Source organism: Vibrio sp. Vb2960 (genome assembly GCF_033337665.1).
GTDB lineage: Bacteria > Pseudomonadota > Gammaproteobacteria > Enterobacterales > Vibrionaceae > Vibrio > Vibrio alginolyticus.
This window is the reverse complement of the sequence record NZ_JAWORD010000001.1, coordinates 291,125-306,867: the sequence shown is the minus strand read 5'-3', so window position 1 is coordinate 306,867 and position 15,743 is coordinate 291,125. Positions and strand designations below refer to the sequence as shown.

Below are 15,743 nucleotides of genomic sequence, written 5' to 3'. Positions count from 1 at the left end.
AGCATCGTGGACGGTGTATCTCATCCGACACTAAACTCAGTCTAATCACGTAGTTTATTCCCACGTACCATGAGCTCACTCGGGTATAGACGTCTATCTGCTTTTATGACTTTGGGCTTCACGTAGTTGCTTGAATCAGGAGTCAAAATGAACCTAGTAGTACATTTGCAAAAGAAAGCGATCCGAAAATATGGCTATGAGATGGCCACTCGCCAAGCATGGAAGTGTGGTATCAAGGCAAATCTTGTAAAGCGCGTGATTGGCCTTTTTAAAGGACAAATTGTTTGTGTGGTTGAAGGTTGCCGAGCAGAGTTTTCTTCTCCTCTTAATAACCCCCTTCACGAAGATGGCAAGCAGGGGCGATATGTGTTTGTTGGCGGTGTATGCTGGGAACCAAATAACATTATAGCGCCTGGTTTCCCTGATTTTATGTTTATGCACGTGCGTAATCTAAGCCACCGTCATAAGTATTTAACGGATGACGAACTATTTTTGAGCTTGGCTTAAAAATAAATCTCATAGACTAGTCCAGCCCAATCATAATCAGTAGTGATACAGTTTTAGCTCTGTTGACATTCTGCTGAGTGTTTCTTGACGTATCTCTTATAAAACAGTGTTTCTTTACTTGTTAATAACAGAGGGTTTGTTTTCGTCTGATGTGATTTCCCTTTTGCGATTTACCATAACGCTCATCAAAGCAAACCATACTGGGATGTAAATCATGAATATGAAATCTATCGCAATTGCAACGGCAGTTGTTGCTGTACTAGCAGGCTGTAAAGACAAAACGCCACCAGCTCCAACTCAAGCAAACATTACTTTGGTTGAAGCGGTGACTGAAACGGTGAAAAAGCCGCACCAAGTATGTAAAGACGTGGTAGTAACCGAGCAAGTTGCCCCTGCGGATGACAATAAAATTATTGGTACGGTTGGTGGCGCAGCAGCTGGAGCAGCGCTGGGCAACCAAATCGGTGGTGGCTCAGGTAAAGTGATTGCAACTGCAGCTGGTACGATTGCTGGTGCACTGACAGGTCGTAAGATCCAGGAGAATGTGCAAAAAGGTGATGTAGTAACAACGACGAAAAAACAGTGTCATACAGAATATACGACATCTGATAAAGTAGTGGGTTACGACGTCACTTACGAAGTTTCAGGTGCACCAACGACGGTTCGTTTGGCGAGCAAGCCAGCGACAAAAACGTTCCCAATTCAAGATGGTAACGTTGTTCTACCACAATAGTTAGCGACTTAACCGAAGCGATTAACAAGCCCTTTTATCTTTGAGATGAAAGGGTTTTTTCACATAAGCGGCGTTTTCATCTGTTTTCCTATTGGAATGTGCGGCCAGAAATACCCGTTAATTTCCGCGTTCGATACAATCACTTTTCTTAAAGTACGAACGGAAAAAACATGGAAGATTTTTACCTGACCGAGCACGGTCTGGCTGGTTATTTCGAAGCGCAATGGTTCGACAAGTTCATTGAGGATCAACAGATTGAGATGATAAGCAGTCGCTCAAAACAAGTCCCACTTTCTTTTTTGTCATCACCTCACTGCTCTCAAGTTGCTGATTTTATTGCGCAGGCGGTAATCGAAAGCAGCGTTCAGCCGTATTCCCTACTTGAGGTTGGGGCGGCGCTGGGAAGAAATTATTATGAGTTAGTGCAACGCTTACCTAACCTTAAAGAAGCGACGCTTGTGGAGCCTTCAAATAGGTTAATGGATGGCTTGAAGCAACTATTAATAGAAGAACAACGCGTCGAGCTTACTTACCTTCACGATGTGAACACCTTAAACACTTTAGAGGTAGAGAATAGAGATATCGTACAGAAATGTGCTCATGTTGATTTGACGCTAATTAACCAGTCTTTTGAGCTCGATACTCTCCAATCTCGCTTTGATTTAGTCGTATGTTTAAATGTGATTGATCAATGTGAGTCGCCACTTAGCGTGATCAATGCTCTAAAAAAAACCACCAAGGTGGGTGGGCTGATCGTTGTCTCTTGCACTTATCAGTGGAACGCGAAACACATCAAAAATAAAGAAGAGGCGGTTGATGATATCAAAGAATACTTTGCTGAAGGCTGGCGTCTAGTGTCGGAAGCCGAGCATGAATATCGCATCCGGTTTAATGATCGCTTTGCAAGGCAGTTTTTATCTCACGTAGTCGCTTACGTAAAAACCGATTAGAGCCACATAAAAAAACCGAGCACTTACGGCTCGGTTTTTTAGTCTTTGGGTTAGAGCACAACTTTAAGTAACGTGCGCTTCTTGTTGCTCTTGCAACTTTTTCTTGCGACGTTCTCGTTTAGAAAGCCAAACCAGAGGCACAACAATCATAATGGTTCCTATTGCCATAAATATATCTGGCACTTCTCCAAACCAAATCAATCCCACAAACACGGCACCAATTAAGCCACTGTATTCAGCGCTGGCAATTTTGTTGCTATCGATCGAGCGGTAAGCGATGACACATGTTGCTGCATAAATCATGATGAACAGACTTGATCCAGCAGCAACAGGGAAAGCACTCCAGTCCCAAGGTTCTGCTTCGATCAGAACAAGCAAGAAGGCTACTGGAATACCTGCCAAGTTTGTCATCAATAACGTTTGCATCACAGACTGATTTTTGGGCAGTTTTCGAATGAGCAAGTTATTGATTGCTAAAGTAATTGCAACAACTAAAGCTGAAATTGCTGCCCAATCGATTTGGTCTGGACGAATGATGACTAACACACCGGCAAAGCCCATTATCGCTGCGGCGACCGATTGCTTAGACAACTGTTCTCCAAAAAAGATTGCTGCAAGTGGCAACATGATCAATGGCGCGGCGTAAAAGATCGCGTTCGCAGTTGCGAGCGGTAAAGATGAGATCGCCAAAACCATGAATATTGCACCAAGTAACCATACGTGAGCGCGAACAGCGTGCCACTTAAACCCTTCAAGAAAAGGCGCATTTTTTGTTAGCAAGTAGACTGGCAGCAGGAAAAGCACCGCTGAAATTTGTCGGAAAAAGACAAATTGAAAAATAGGCACTTCATTTCCGACACTTTTAATTAAAGAGTCCGAAAGCACCGCAATGAGATTTCCAACAATTAATAGCAGCATCGCTGCTCCGACCGATGTAACTTTCACTTTTTCCTCTCCTCTTTCTTTGCCAAAGAGTAGGTGATGTCATAGGATGAAGTGAAGTGATATTTATTAGTTTAAGTATGAGATTTTTAGATAATGAAATTGCCACCACTCAGAGCGGTTCACTGTTTTGAATCTGTTGCCAGAAACTCTAGCTTTTCGCTTGCTGCTGAAGAACTCAATGTGACGCAAAGTGCCGTTAGTCACCAGATACGACTATTAGAAGATTATTTGGGTGAATCATTATTTATCCGTCAAGGCAGAAAGCTCTCTTTGTCCGATACGGGCACCCGCTATTTAGAGGATATTAGCCCAGCAATTAGCTCAATTGCGATGGCCAGCCAAAAGGTGCGAGAAGGGGACAAAGGCAGCATACGGTTGGCGATTTATAGCTCGCTTGCCGTAAAGTGGCTTATTCCGCGTTTGTCTGATTTTAAGCGCTTACATCCAGAAATCGATCTGACACTCAATATGGTCGTTGGTGATCCTGAACAGACAGACAGCGTTGGCGATTGTTTTATTACGGTAGAAAAGCCAAAGCGAAACTACATGTCGGTAAAGTTATACGCGGAGACGTTGTATCCGGTCTGCAGCCATAAAATTTGGAAAGAGTTGCAAGATCAACCGATTCCAGAAGCGCTTTGGCGATACCCTATTTTGTCGACAGACTCAATTTATCGTGAGAGAGGAAAAGACTGGGCTGAGTGGTGTAGAGCGGGCGGTTACACCTTGCCGAAAGATGTCGATGTTCAACATTTTAGTCATATGTTGTTGGCAATTGAGGCGGCGCGTTATGACCAAGGCATCGCATTTGCGAATGATTTTATGCTTAATGAAAGAGATAAAGCGCACGATTTGGTGTATATCCCTTCTCATGGATTGGAAACCGGCGACAGCTTCTATTTTATTCATAAAAAGAGTCGAGCCAAGCAAGCGGAAATCATCAAGCTCACTAACTGGTTGAAGCAGCAATGCTTGTGAAATGACTAAATTGTCAAAATTAAGAAAGAAAGTGGCAAAGTTGTGTCTAAATATTTCATGTTTTATTGAGTTTTTATTCATTAACATCCACTTGGTTTTGAAACCAAGTGAAATGGATAGCATGGCATGCTTAAGGATGGGCAAAACACAACCTCAATAATTAACAGGCAGTGAAATACAATGTTTAAAAAAACATGGCTAATGACAGCCCTTCTAGCAACATGTTCTGTTGCAAACGCAGCTCCTTACGTTGGTGCATCTGTAGGTCAAGCATCGTTTGGTGATGTTAATGGCTCTATCAATGGTGGTGGTACTAACGCTAGCACTAAACTTAAACTTGAAGATGACTCAAGCCTTTCAGGCAAAGTATTCGGTGGTTACAAATTCAACGAATACATTTCTCTAGAAGCAGCCATTGGTGGCTACGATGCTTTAGACGGCAAAGTTGTTACTGTTGGTGACATGAAGTATCTATCGATTCAGCCAAAAGCGACTCTACCGATTGGCGATCGTTTCAACCTTTTTGCTAAAGCTGGTCTTTCTTACTTCAATGCTGAATTCAAAATTAGCAACTCTGTGATTGACGGTAGCGCAGGCCATACCACCATTTCTGACAGCACTGTAACAGGCATGTACGGTTTAGGCGCAGAGTTCGCTATTACTGAAAACTTTGCTCTACAAGTTGAATGGGAATACATGATGCCTGAGCTAGACATTGCGAAATTTGGCAATGAAAAAGTAACGGTTGATGCAGACATCAATGTATTCTCTGTAGGTATGAGCTACCGTTTCTAAGAATACTTATTCAAGTTACCTCTTGGCTTAGTAAACGTTTTTGACTTCTGTTGGTTGAGCTGAGTCCAAGCTTTGAATTTGTTTAGATATAGCACAGGAAGTTTAGTTGCTAAGCGTCCTGTGCTATTTTTTTGCTTTGGAATAACTCTTAGGAATCTTTGTGAACGATGTCAATCTTAGGTATCTGGATCTACTGTTAAAGCACTTTGAACCTCACCAGTATCACCTTGTTACGCTTTCTGAGCTAGAAGCGGTGATTTGCACGTCGAGGCGCAATGTTTCTATTGTGATGAAAAAGCTTGCCACTTACGATTGGGTCGATTGGCAACCTGCGATTGGCCGAAGTAACGCTAGCCGTCTCAGTATTAATATTTCCCTCCAACAAGCGATGACCGAGTTTTTGGTTGAGGAGCTTGGCAGAGGAAGAATGAACTCAATAACGAAACTTATTGATTGGTTCGGTCAAACCGCGGTTAGAGCACTAACTATCGCTTCTGAAAAAGTGAATCGATTGAATGAATCAAATAACGCTATTTTGATTTCTTCTTACCCTTGGGTATCCAAAATCGACCCTGCGAATACTTACCGTCACACTGAATTACACGTCGCGAAAAGCGTTTATGATGTATTGCTGACCCAAAATTCCAATGGTGGTATCGAGCCATCGTTAGCACACGAATGGAAAATGGAAGGCAAGGTAATGACGTTATGGTTGCGGCCAGGCATATATCGCCATGATGGCGAGCCCCTTAACATACAGGATGTGGTTTGGAGTATAGAAAGACTTAGGGAGATAAAAGGACCAGTTCACGAGCTCTGGCAGTGTATTGATAGCGTGGTTGCAGAAACATCTAACTGCTTAAAAATTATATTGAAGTATCCGAACAAGTTGTTTCCATACATGCTAGCAACTCCTCATGCGTCTATTCTGTGTCGAGATGTCGTCTCTTTCGGTTCTAGTTATTCCTACCACATAGGGACTGGACCATTTAAAATCAGCGGCTGGAACCAGGAGAGTATGACTCTTGAAGCGCACAAAGAGTATTTTTCAGCACGCGCATTGTTAGATCAAATAACGCTGTCTCATGGTGATGTTAAAACCTTAAATATGTTGAGCTTTAACCAAAGCTCCGATCACGTTGAAGTGGAAAAAATTAGCGCATTTTCATATTTGACCTACCGCGAACGCGTGGAATCCCAACTCACAAAAGAGACTTGGTATCAACTCGCTGATTACATCCATGTGCAAAAGCGAATTTATGATGCGCCAAGTGCCGTTGACAGCATTCAGTTAGAGACTCACGAGCAAGATTTATCAATAACAGATGGTGTTGTGATACCTAAACTGAAAGGTAAAGTGGTATTAGCTGAACCTGTCTGGACGATTCCGAGTTTAATTCGTCATTCCGAATGGTTGCACAGTGTGATTCGTGCAACGGGATTGGAGTTGGAGATCGTCGTTATTGATGACATTAGTTTTCCTGAGGTAGTGTCTCACCAAGCAGACTTGCTCTTCATTGAGGAAGTCATGGAAGCACCATTTGAATATGGCATCTTCGAATGGCTGTCGATAGCAACTGGACTGCGTTTTAGTTTTGATCAAAGCCAGATGTTAAGCCATAGAGAAAAGGTTCGCAGAGCGATGGCAGATGATCACTCGCTACAGTCTTTATTAAACCTAGAGAAAGCGCTGCGCGATCAGTACCTATATTTGCCTTTGTTTGTTGGCTACGAAGAAGTGACAAAAACACAGCAAGTGCGAGGTGTGCAGGTGAAGAATACAGGCTATAGCGACTTACATAGGTTATGGATTGCTCATTCACACTAACGTCTGTGTGCAAGATGATGCAAATGTCCAACGCATAAAGCCATCGAAATGATGGCTTTATAAGGGCGTGTCGGATTAGAAGTTGTACGACACACTTGCGCCAACAACCCATTGGTTTGCACTATCAACGATAGAAGAGTCGCTGATACCGCTGCCTAGGCGCGTGTATTGTGTCATTTGGCTTACTTGCCAGTTGTCGTTGATCGGCATAACAAGTTTGTAGCCCACACCATAGCTTACCGTTGAATCACCTTTGTATGCTTTGCGGTTTGCGTTTGCTTCGCGTTGTTTCACACCAAAGTAGTAATCTACGTAGTCTTCACTTTGATAAGTTAGGTTAGCAAAAGGAACAAAATCAACACTACCGAATTTCATGATGTGGAAGTAAGTCGCGCCCGCTAAGTAACCTTTGTAAGCACCACTGATATCGTGCTGAAGGTACGTAGAAATGACGTTGTTTTGATCCAGTGTAAAGTCTGCGTTTAAACCTAGATCGACGGCGAAGCGGCGTTTATCTGTGCCTTTCAGGCTTTTCGCTGTATCACCGTCGCGCATTACACCGCTACCTACAAGGTAGGCACTCATGTTGATTAACTCATTGGTGTTACCGAAGAAGCGGTAGTTAATGCCACTTAGGTCGGCATTAAAGTCGTCACCATGGTAACCACCGTTGAGAATTGGTGCTGTATTATGCTTTTGATCTTTGAAAAGATCGCTGCCTTGAGCCACACCAGCTTCTACGTTCCAACCGCCTTCGTTGTTGTAGATGTTACCGTTACGAATGTAAGTATCGCCAGCGAAAGCTGAGCCAGCAGCTGTCAGAGTAAGTAGTGCAATTAATGTTTTTTTCATCATTTTTCCGAGTTGTTCTGTTTTGTTTTGAACACTGTACAAAATGACGTTGTAAGCATCTATCGGCAAAGCGTATGGAAATGTAATGAACAATCAGGGTAAGAAGCAGAATGTTGCTTCAGAATAGAAAGGTTGCTGGAATAGCTTTCGTTAAAATAACGAAAAATCCGAGCTGGGGTGGCTCGGATTTGGAGTATTTATCAGGTATTGATACTAACTTCTTACTGTTTCGTTAAGTTGTATAGTGGTGCTAGGTCACCCGTTACTTTTTCGCCATTCATGTCTAGCTTCATAAGTACGTTTTCACCAACAAAGTATTGGTTTGGTGCATCTTCATTTGTCAACGTTACGATGCTGCCATTTGCGTCCCAAGTGAATTGACCTTCAGATTTTGATTGACCGTCTTCTTTGTCTTGGTAGCTTTCTTCAAGTACGTAAGTGCCATCTTGATTTAGTGTGATGGTCATATCGATACCAGCACAATCCGCGCAAGGTAGTGTTCCTTTGTAGGTGCCGTTCCAGTCCAGAGCACTTTGTGCGTTGTGTTCAGAGTCTACAAATGTCTCTTCAGTAATTACCTGTTCTTCTTCTACTGGTAACGTGTCAATTGTCTCAGTCGTAACGTCTGCACTGGTGGTGACTTCAGTTTCCGTTGCCTGAGGTACTTCAACTGCGCTTGTTTCGGCAGGTTTCTCATCTTGACAGCCTGCAAGAATGATTACCGCGCCTGTTAGTGCCAACATTGTCTTTTTCATTTTATCCCTCTTTAAATCAAGATTTTGTATGAGAGTAATAGTAGACATTTATCGAGGATTTGCGTCATCAAAAAGCAATAGAATGATCTAACTATGTCAATAAAACCGGATATGAGCATGAAATTGTCAGGAAAATCAGAACAATGTAAATGTTGCTTTGGGTATCAAGCTTGAGCCCACAGATAAATATCTAAAAAGGGGAGTGGGAGTGAGTTAATTGATAACAGCCCACATTGTTGTGAGCTGTATTATCAACATCATCTAAGAAACGTTATTGAAGCTTGAGCGTGAAGTGCCTCGTTTTGTGCTTCGTTGATCAGAAAACAGCTCCGCAATAACCTGACGATTTAATTCGCCTTTCAAATGGCCGTGCTCATCGATGACGGGCAGTGAATGTTCACACGACATGACTTCAGTCAGCACTTGCTCAATGGCTAAATGTGGAGAGATGATAGGCACCTCTTCATAGATATCATCACGCCAATCTGATATATGAGTTAACTTCGCTGCGTTTAGCAATCCTTGCTGTGTTATCACGCCTTGATAGCCTGCATTGGTCTCATGGTAGGCATAATCACGTTTAACACGTTTCATTTCACTTAGTGCATCTTCAATGGTTTCAGCGCGAACACAGTACGAAGGTGGCTGCATCAGCGTTTCGACTGTCAGTGCTCGCGCTCTATTGACGTCTTTTACAAAGGCTTCAACGTACTCATCGGCAGGATGCAGTAAAATTTCGTCTGGTGAACCTTGTTGGACAAGTTCACCGTCTTTAAGAATCGCGATGCGATCGCCAAGTCGAAGCGCTTCATCTAAATCATGAGTAATGAAAATAATGGTTTTGTGCAGCTTCTGTTGCAGCTCTACCAGCTGATCTTGCATTTCGCTCCGAATCAGAGGGTCCAATGCTGAAAAAGCCTCGTCCATCAACAGTATTTCGGCGTCGGTAGCCAGTGCCCGTGCAAGGCCCACACGCTGTTGCTGTCCACCCGATAGTTGAGCAGGATACTGGTGCTCATAACCCGTCAGTCCAACGGTTTCTAACCATTCATTTGCTTTTTCTAAGCGCGCCTCTTTATTCATTCCCTGAACTTCCAAACCATATGCGATGTTGTCGATAACAGTGCGATGAGGCAGCAAGCCAAAGCGCTGGAACACCATAGACATCTTGTGACGGCGAAACTGTTCAAGCTCTTTGTTCGAAAGTTGCATGACATCCACCCCTTCTACCAAAATCTGCCCCATGGTTGGATCGATTAATCGGTTGAAGTGGCGAATCATGGTGGATTTTCCAGAACCGGATAATCCCATAATGACAAAAATTTCACCCTTTTGAATTTGCAGGTTGATGTCTTTTAGTCCGACCGTGTGGCCCGTTTCCGCTAAAACCTGCTCTTTACTATGTCCCAACTTAACGCGCTCAATCACGCTATTGGGCTTGGGGCCGAAGATTTTATACAGACCGCTGATTTCGATAAGTGGACTAGTCATGTTTTGAGTCTCCTAAATGAGCTTGAGTGCGTTTCGCATACGCTTGTGAAGCACGATCAAAAAGGATTGCTAGGGCGACAATTGCTAAACCATTGAGAAGACCAAGAGTGAAATATTGATTGGTAATAGACTTTAGAACAGGCTGACCTAAACCTTTTACCCCAATCATTGATGCGATGACCACCATTGACAGTGCCATCATGATCGTTTGGTTAATTCCCGCCATGATGGTTGGCATTGCAAGCGGAAGCTGAACCCCAAAAAGCCGTTGCCGAGTGCTGGCACCAAATGCGGTTGCGGCTTCCAATACTTCTTTATCAACTAGACGAATGCCCAAATTGGTTAAACGAATAACCGGTGGAATCGCGTAGATCACTACTGCGATAAGGCCAGGAATTTTCCCGATGCCCAATAACATCACAACTGGAATGAGATACACAAATGCCGGCATGGTTTGCATGACGTCGAGTAATGGTGTTACCACCGACTGAATGCGATTAGAGCGCGCCATAGCGATGCCGATAGGGATACCAAGTGCGATGGCAAGCATAGTACATACAGTGATGATACTGAGCGTACGCATAGTGTCTTCCCACATTCCAAAATAGCCAATCAGAACCAGCGAACCAAAACATGCAGCGGCCAGTTTCCAAGAGCGGCTGGCGGCATAAACGAGAGTGGTGCAGACACCTAAAATAATGAACCAAGGTGTAGAAATCAGAAGTTTTTCAAACCAGACAAGAAACGCAAGGAGCGGATCAAACAGAGACTCAATGAGTTCACCATACTCGCGAGAGAAATCTCTGTAGGCGCCGTCGAGTGTTTTGCGAATCGCCCTGAGATCAGAGGCATCCATTTCCGGGAATTCGCTGAGCCAATTTGAGTCAGACATATGTACTTCCTTTTTCTGATATACCTAAGCGCTTTCAAGAAACTTAATTTGGCAAGAAGAGTAGGGCACCTAGGCCAAGTAATGGTCGTTCGACAGGTTCTTTATCGAACGTATTACTCTTTAAGCTCAGGCGAATATCGTCAAACTTCTCTTTTTCGTTCCTTAGGTATACATCCTTTAAAATAAAACAATCATTAGTGTTCAAACTAATGATTTGCTTGGATTATAGTTTTTCTTCTTCAATAAAATGAACACATTAGCGTGTATTTGTATGAAAAATCTGCGCAAACTAACGTTTTTATTATCCGGTTAATTAGAATTGATCTTTTTGCTCGTTTGTCATCGAAATTTCTAAATTATTAGATGTCTAATTAATGCTGATGTATTACGTATTTGTCGTGTTGATTTTTGCAAACTTAGTTTATTGGCATATGCTAAAAATGTTATTGGCATATGCCAGTTTAAGGCGTAATTTGACTCCGTGTTTTTGAGGGACAATGATGGCAAGACCAAAGATAGAAAGACGAATATGCGGACGTGCGGCTCACCACTGCTTTAAGCCCAATGGCATTCCATTTAATCAGTTGGAGCAAGTCGCCATATTACCAGAAGAGTTAGAAGCGCTACGTTTAGCCGACTTAGAGGGGCTTAGCCAGCAGCAAGCTGCGGAGCAGATGGGCGTTTCTAGACAAACTTTTGGTAACACAGTAAAAAGTGCAAGATTGAAAGTCGCAAAAAGTTTAGTTGAAGGTCATGCATTAGTTTTTCCGAATGAGGAGTCAAACTTATGATTTATGCTATTCCTAATGATGGTGAGCGGGTGGCAAACCACTTTGTAAAAGCACCATACATCGCTATTTATTCTGATACTGACGGTATGCTAAAAAACTTAGCGAACATTGCTTCTATGCCACAAGCGGGTTGTAATGCGAAGTCTCAGTTGATTCAGTCTCTACAAGGGTACAATGTGGATGCTGTTCTTGTGCGAAATATTGGTGAACGTGTATTGGCAAAGCTACTTAGCAGTGGCACGCCAGTATTTAGGCTGTCTACTCGTAGTTCATTGGAAGATGTGCTTGCGGTTCCAAGAGAGCCTTTGATTGAGCCCTCTCAAGGACGCCCATCAAACAATCATAAGAAAAGTGTTCACAAACAAAAAGGCGGCTGCGGCTCCTGTGGTTGTGGTGGCCAAAAATCAAAAACCTCCTTGTTGGCAAGACCTAAAGCGCTACTCAAAGCGACATCTAGCCCTGCTATACTTAAGCTAGAGTCGATGGCTAATAAGGCAGGCTAATATGGTTTGGTTATTTACCTTTCTTGGTTTTCTCGCAATCATTTTGTTGATGTCACTTGGCGTCATTTTTCACAACAAGCGCATTCAAGGGAGTTGTGGTGGTTTGAATAATGTCGGCGTTGACAAGGTGTGCAATTGTGAAACCTCATGCGCAGAACCTGAAAGGCGTTTATATCAAATCTCAGAGCCTAACTCATCACCTGAGCGCTAAGGCTTTTGGCCCATTGCGGCAAGGTTTGCCGAAACCAGTCCAAATATTTGCTGGTCTGCGGATTCTCTCTGGAGACCAGTATGTTGACTACCTCGACAACGATCCACGCTTTTGCTAGTCCGATATCGCGCGCCAATTCTGTTGTTTCACCTTTCTCTGCGCACTCTATATACTTGCCTGCTACGTTCAAGTAATCATCAAATGTGCCCATGCCCTCGATGAGCGGCGCTAAATCTATCGCGACATGCCCTGTAGAAAAGCGTTCCCAGTCGAACAGCACCAGCTCGCCATTTTCGCGCTGTCCCCAGTTTCCAGCATTCGAGTCTCCGGAGATCAAGTTCTGTCCATCGAAAAGATGCGCCGATCGTTGTTGGAGGTTGTGGAAGAACTGCTCTGTCTCTGAGCCCAGTTCAAGTGTAGCGAGTGCTTGTTGAGTCGCTTGTGGTGTCCACTGGTGGCGGTGATAAACACCATCTGATGTTGGTGGAAGTTGGTGCAGTTTGACGAGTTGTTCAATGACTCGATCATCTTCAAGTAAGAATGCTTGCTCGACTGCGTGGGGAACGTATTCAATGTGCAGAACGTTTTTCTGGTCGTCGAATTGAATCAAGCGCGGTACGTGTATTCCAAGCGCGTTAAACTGTTCGGCATAGCGTTGATAAAACGCGACTTCTATTTGAGTAGGGTTACGTTTTTCTATTACTTGGACGCCATCTTTTTCGATGAGAAAAACTTTGGCACTGCCCATTTGGTTGAGTTCTTGCTGCGACACCGGACTTCCTGTCTTCATGTAGAGAGAGCTCACCTTAATCGCTGCACTCACGTTTGCCAATAGCCACGACAAAGTGCCTCAAAAATATTAAATGCAACTGTTTAAATATGATTTTGTCGTTGGTGTCTAAATTTTACACAGTTACGCCTGTACTCCGATAAATTCGTTCTACGCTTACTATTCGTCTTAATAAAGGAGAACCAAAATGGCTGTAATGAAGCAGGATATTCCAAATCGTGTAACGGTTTACCATGACAATATCGATCAAGAACAAGAGCTGAAAAATGCGATGCTGCCAGAGAAACCGCGCTACTTTAACGGTGCTCCGACTTACAAAGCGAACAGCATCGAAGAGTTTGAAAGCAAAATCAGTCAGATAGGTTTGTCTCTCGATAAATAATTTTTCTTTTACCTAAAAGCGCCCTCAAAATGAGGGCGCTTTTTTGTTTATGTGATTGATTTGAATCTTAGGGAATTAACCTTGTTGTGTACTGCCTTGGCAGACCTGTTTTTGCACTGCTGGTGGCGCAGGCTCGTAATGGCTTAAGGTCATACTAAAGCTGCCTTCACCACCAGTGATGGAGCGTAATCGACGAGCGTAATCTTGCAGCTCGTTTACAGGTGACTTGGCTCTGAGTAAGGTGAAGCTGCTGTCGATTGGCTCGGTGCCTTCGATTAAGCCTCGGTTTCCAGATAAATCTCCAGAAACATCGCCAACGTTCGCGGTTGGGATGTGCAGTTCCATCTGGACAATGGGTTCTAGCACAATAGGATCTGCGTTGTTAATCGCATCTAAAAAGGCTTTCTTACCTGCGATGACAAACGCAATTTCTTTCGAATCGACGGAGTGATATTTACCGTCATAAACGGTGACTTCCACATCCTTAATTGGGTTGCCAGAAATCGCGCCTTCCTCTAACGCTTGCAAAATACCTTTTTCAACAGCAGGAATGAGCGCGGTTGGAATGGCGCCACCCACTACTTTGTTGATGAACTTAAATCCGGCACCACGTTCGAGTGGACGAACCTTCAATTGCACTTCACCAAACTGGCCTGCACCGCCACTTTGTTTTTTGTGTCGATAATGCCCTTCGGCAGGTTTGGTGATGGTTTCAAAGTATTCGACGCTTGGTTGGCAGGTTTCGACGTCCAGTTTGTACACGTTCGCCATCTTTTCTAATGCGACTTTGAGGTGAAACTCCCCTTGGCCGCTGATGATGGTTTCGTTGGTGCGAGCGCGATGTTCGATGCGCAGAGAAGGGTCTTCACTGGCAATTTTATTCAGCACATCTCCTAATTTTTGCTCATCTCCACGCTTAAGAGGCTTCAAGCACAAAGAATACATGGAGTCAGGAAGGTCCAACGTTTTGAGTTGAACTCCATCTTCTTCGTGAGAGTCATGAACGATTGAATCGAATTCGAGATCATCCACTTTGGCTAAAACGCAGAAGTCGCCTGCAAGCGCGCGAGGGATCTCGGTTCTATCTTTGCCCTGCAGTTGATATAAGTGCCCAACTTTAAATGCCTTGTTGCTTTCGCCAATATAAAGCAGGCTGCCCGCATTGATTTCACCCTGATACACACGTAAGTAGGCAAGTTTTCCCATATATGGGTCGACGCTGACTTTGTACACGTGTGCGACGGTGTGCTCTAAGGTTTCGCAATTTACTTTGATTTTTTTGCCGTTCTTTTCCAGTAGAGGAGGGTTACCCTCGTTTGGCATGGGCATGATCTCCGCCAAGGTGCGCAGCAGCAACTCGACGCCCGCGCCGGTTTGTGCTGAGACAAAACAGACCGGAATCACATGTCCAGTTCTCAGTGCTTCTTCAAACGGATCATGCAGTTGCTCTGCGGTGAGTTCGGAGCCTTGTTCCAGATACAGTTCCATCAGTTCTTCATCGACTTCGATGACTTGGTCAATTAAGGTCTCATGAGCTTCATCTACCGTTGCAAGTAAGGTTTCTCGTCCCAATTCTGGTTCGAAATAGCAGTCAACTACAGATTCCCCGTCAGCCGAAGGTAAGTTGATCGGCAAGCAGTGGTCACCAAAATGCTCAACGATGTTCTCCATCAATCTTTCTAACTGATTACCGTGGTTATCGAGCTTATTGATGATGATCATCTGACATTTTTGCTGCTCTTTAGCAAAGGTGAATAAGCGATCGGAAGTTTGGTTTAGTGGGGTTTGAGGGTCGATGACAAGGGCAGATGTTTCAACGGCAGGAAAAACGCTGATAGTACGGCCAAGTAACTCGTTTTGTCCCGGAGTGTCGATGATATTGAGCCGGTGTTTATTCCAGCGCAGTGCGACTGGCGTTGCTTCAATACTGTGTTGATATTGGATGGATTGAGGGTCGAAGTCGGTAACGGTATCGCCTTTTTCTACGCTGCCTAAATGGTGCGTGGCATCGCAGGTGAAGAGCAGTTTTTCTATCAGCGTGGTTTTACCGGTCCCGGTTTGGCCGACAAAAGCGATATTGCGTATTTTGTTGATAGGCATAGAGCCTCCTTGCAAGATGGCGTGAAAAACCTACGAATTGCTAGGAAGTGGGTTGTTATAGAAACCCACGCACTGCATTGGAGTAGGGCGGGATTACCGCCTATTCGTTTTCCACGTCATTTTCCGGATGACTCGATGCATAAGACCACCTTCTTGGACTACTGGAATCTTAGCATGCCTCAATAACCATATAATTTATGTGACTTATTTCATGATGGGGCTGATTGTCTTTTAATCGAG

The 15,743-nt window shown here is 43.8% G+C and carries 17 protein-coding genes; 10 read left to right on the top strand and 7 right to left on the bottom strand.

The window, feature by feature from the left end:
- Window positions 1-147: 147 nt before the first annotated feature.
- From R7O03_RS01265 to R7O03_RS01255, 3 genes are all read left to right on the top strand, one after another.
- A complete protein-coding gene (locus R7O03_RS01265; RefSeq protein ID WP_033906302.1) occupies window positions 148-507 on the top strand; it encodes a hypothetical protein in 360 nt (119 codons plus the stop codon).
- A gap of 214 nt (window positions 508-721) precedes the next feature.
- Entirely contained in the window at window positions 722-1,240 is a 519-nt protein-coding gene (locus R7O03_RS01260) for a glycine zipper 2TM domain-containing protein (RefSeq protein WP_005373945.1), read from the top strand.
- A 170-nt stretch (window positions 1,241-1,410) separates the two neighbouring features.
- A complete protein-coding gene (locus R7O03_RS01255; RefSeq protein ID WP_151515797.1) occupies window positions 1,411-2,190 on the top strand; it encodes a methyltransferase domain-containing protein in 780 nt (259 codons plus the stop codon).
- A 63-nt stretch (window positions 2,191-2,253) separates the two neighbouring features.
- On the opposite strand, the gene R7O03_RS01250 is transcribed toward R7O03_RS01255, so the two are convergent.
- On the bottom strand, window positions 2,254-3,135 hold the full coding sequence (locus R7O03_RS01250) for a DMT family transporter (protein WP_005373940.1): 882 nt from the start codon (window positions 3,133-3,135) through the stop codon (window positions 2,254-2,256).
- 93 nt (window positions 3,136-3,228) lie between these two features.
- Here R7O03_RS01250 and R7O03_RS01245 point away from each other — a divergent pair, with 93 nt between their 5' ends.
- The 3 genes from R7O03_RS01245 to R7O03_RS01235 all read left to right on the top strand — a co-directional run bounded on the left by R7O03_RS01245 (window position 3,229) and on the right by R7O03_RS01235 (window position 6,736).
- On the top strand, window positions 3,229-4,113 hold the full coding sequence (locus tag R7O03_RS01245; protein WP_005387224.1) for a LysR family transcriptional regulator: 885 nt from the start codon (window positions 3,229-3,231) through the stop codon (window positions 4,111-4,113).
- A 180-nt stretch (window positions 4,114-4,293) separates the two neighbouring features.
- The gene (locus tag R7O03_RS01240; protein ID WP_005373936.1) at window positions 4,294-4,908 is read left to right on the top strand and encodes an outer membrane beta-barrel protein; all 615 of its coding nucleotides are present in this window, start codon (window positions 4,294-4,296) and stop codon (window positions 4,906-4,908) included.
- A gap of 160 nt (window positions 4,909-5,068) precedes the next feature.
- On the top strand, window positions 5,069-6,736 hold the full coding sequence (locus tag R7O03_RS01235) for an ABC transporter substrate-binding protein (protein ID WP_151515796.1): 1,668 nt from the start codon (window positions 5,069-5,071) through the stop codon (window positions 6,734-6,736).
- A gap of 75 nt (window positions 6,737-6,811) precedes the next feature.
- Here R7O03_RS01235 and ompV read toward each other — a convergent pair whose 3' ends face one another.
- From ompV to R7O03_RS01215, 4 genes are all read right to left on the bottom strand, one after another.
- Entirely contained in the window at window positions 6,812-7,588 is a 777-nt protein-coding gene (gene ompV / locus R7O03_RS01230; RefSeq protein ID WP_017635134.1) for an outer membrane protein OmpV, read from the bottom strand.
- A 221-nt stretch (window positions 7,589-7,809) separates the two neighbouring features.
- Window positions 7,810-8,343, bottom strand: coding sequence for a copper resistance protein NlpE (locus tag R7O03_RS01225; RefSeq protein WP_005373930.1), 534 nt, complete (start codon window positions 8,341-8,343; stop codon window positions 7,810-7,812).
- Between the two features lie 261 nt (window positions 8,344-8,604).
- Window positions 8,605-9,834, bottom strand: a complete 1,230-nt coding sequence (locus tag R7O03_RS01220) for a quaternary amine ABC transporter ATP-binding protein (RefSeq protein ID WP_086047542.1) — start codon at window positions 9,832-9,834, stop codon at window positions 8,605-8,607.
- The gene (locus R7O03_RS01215; RefSeq protein WP_213867561.1) at window positions 9,827-10,726 is read right to left on the bottom strand and encodes an ABC transporter permease; all 900 of its coding nucleotides are present in this window, start codon (window positions 10,724-10,726) and stop codon (window positions 9,827-9,829) included. The genes R7O03_RS01220 and R7O03_RS01215 overlap by 8 nt, the downstream gene beginning before the upstream one ends.
- A 500-nt stretch (window positions 10,727-11,226) precedes the next feature.
- On the opposite strand from R7O03_RS01215, the gene R7O03_RS01210 reads away from it, so the two are divergent.
- From R7O03_RS01210 to nqrM, 3 genes are read left to right on the top strand one after another with little or no spacing between them, the layout of a single operon-like run.
- On the top strand, window positions 11,227-11,517 hold the full coding sequence (locus R7O03_RS01210) for a DUF134 domain-containing protein (protein ID WP_005373924.1): 291 nt from the start codon (window positions 11,227-11,229) through the stop codon (window positions 11,515-11,517).
- Window positions 11,514-12,020, top strand: coding sequence for a NifB/NifX family molybdenum-iron cluster-binding protein (locus tag R7O03_RS01205; RefSeq protein ID WP_005373923.1), 507 nt, complete (start codon window positions 11,514-11,516; stop codon window positions 12,018-12,020). The genes R7O03_RS01210 and R7O03_RS01205 overlap by 4 nt, the downstream gene beginning before the upstream one ends.
- A 1-nt stretch (window position 12,021) precedes the next feature.
- Complete coding sequence (gene nqrM / locus R7O03_RS01200) at window positions 12,022-12,231, top strand: (Na+)-NQR maturation NqrM (protein ID WP_017635136.1); 210 nt, start codon at window positions 12,022-12,024, stop codon at window positions 12,229-12,231.
- Here nqrM and R7O03_RS01195 read toward each other — a convergent pair.
- Window positions 12,209-13,021: an aminoglycoside phosphotransferase family protein gene (locus tag R7O03_RS01195; RefSeq protein WP_213867563.1), complete on the bottom strand. Its 813-nt coding sequence runs from the start codon at window positions 13,019-13,021 to the stop codon at window positions 12,209-12,211. The two genes, nqrM and R7O03_RS01195, sit on opposite strands and share 23 nt — an antisense overlap.
- A gap of 187 nt (window positions 13,022-13,208) precedes the next feature.
- Here R7O03_RS01195 and R7O03_RS01190 point away from each other — a divergent pair, with 187 nt between their 5' ends.
- Window positions 13,209-13,403 carry a hypothetical protein gene (locus R7O03_RS01190; protein WP_005373920.1) on the top strand — a complete coding sequence of 65 codons (195 nt, stop codon included), beginning with the start codon at window positions 13,209-13,211 and terminating at the stop codon, window positions 13,401-13,403.
- A 75-nt stretch (window positions 13,404-13,478) separates the two neighbouring features.
- Here R7O03_RS01190 and fusA read toward each other — a convergent pair whose 3' ends face one another.
- Window positions 13,479-15,503: an elongation factor G gene (gene fusA / locus R7O03_RS01185; protein WP_047102779.1), complete on the bottom strand. Its 2,025-nt coding sequence runs from the start codon at window positions 15,501-15,503 to the stop codon at window positions 13,479-13,481.
- Between the last annotated feature and the right edge of the window lie 240 nt (window positions 15,504-15,743).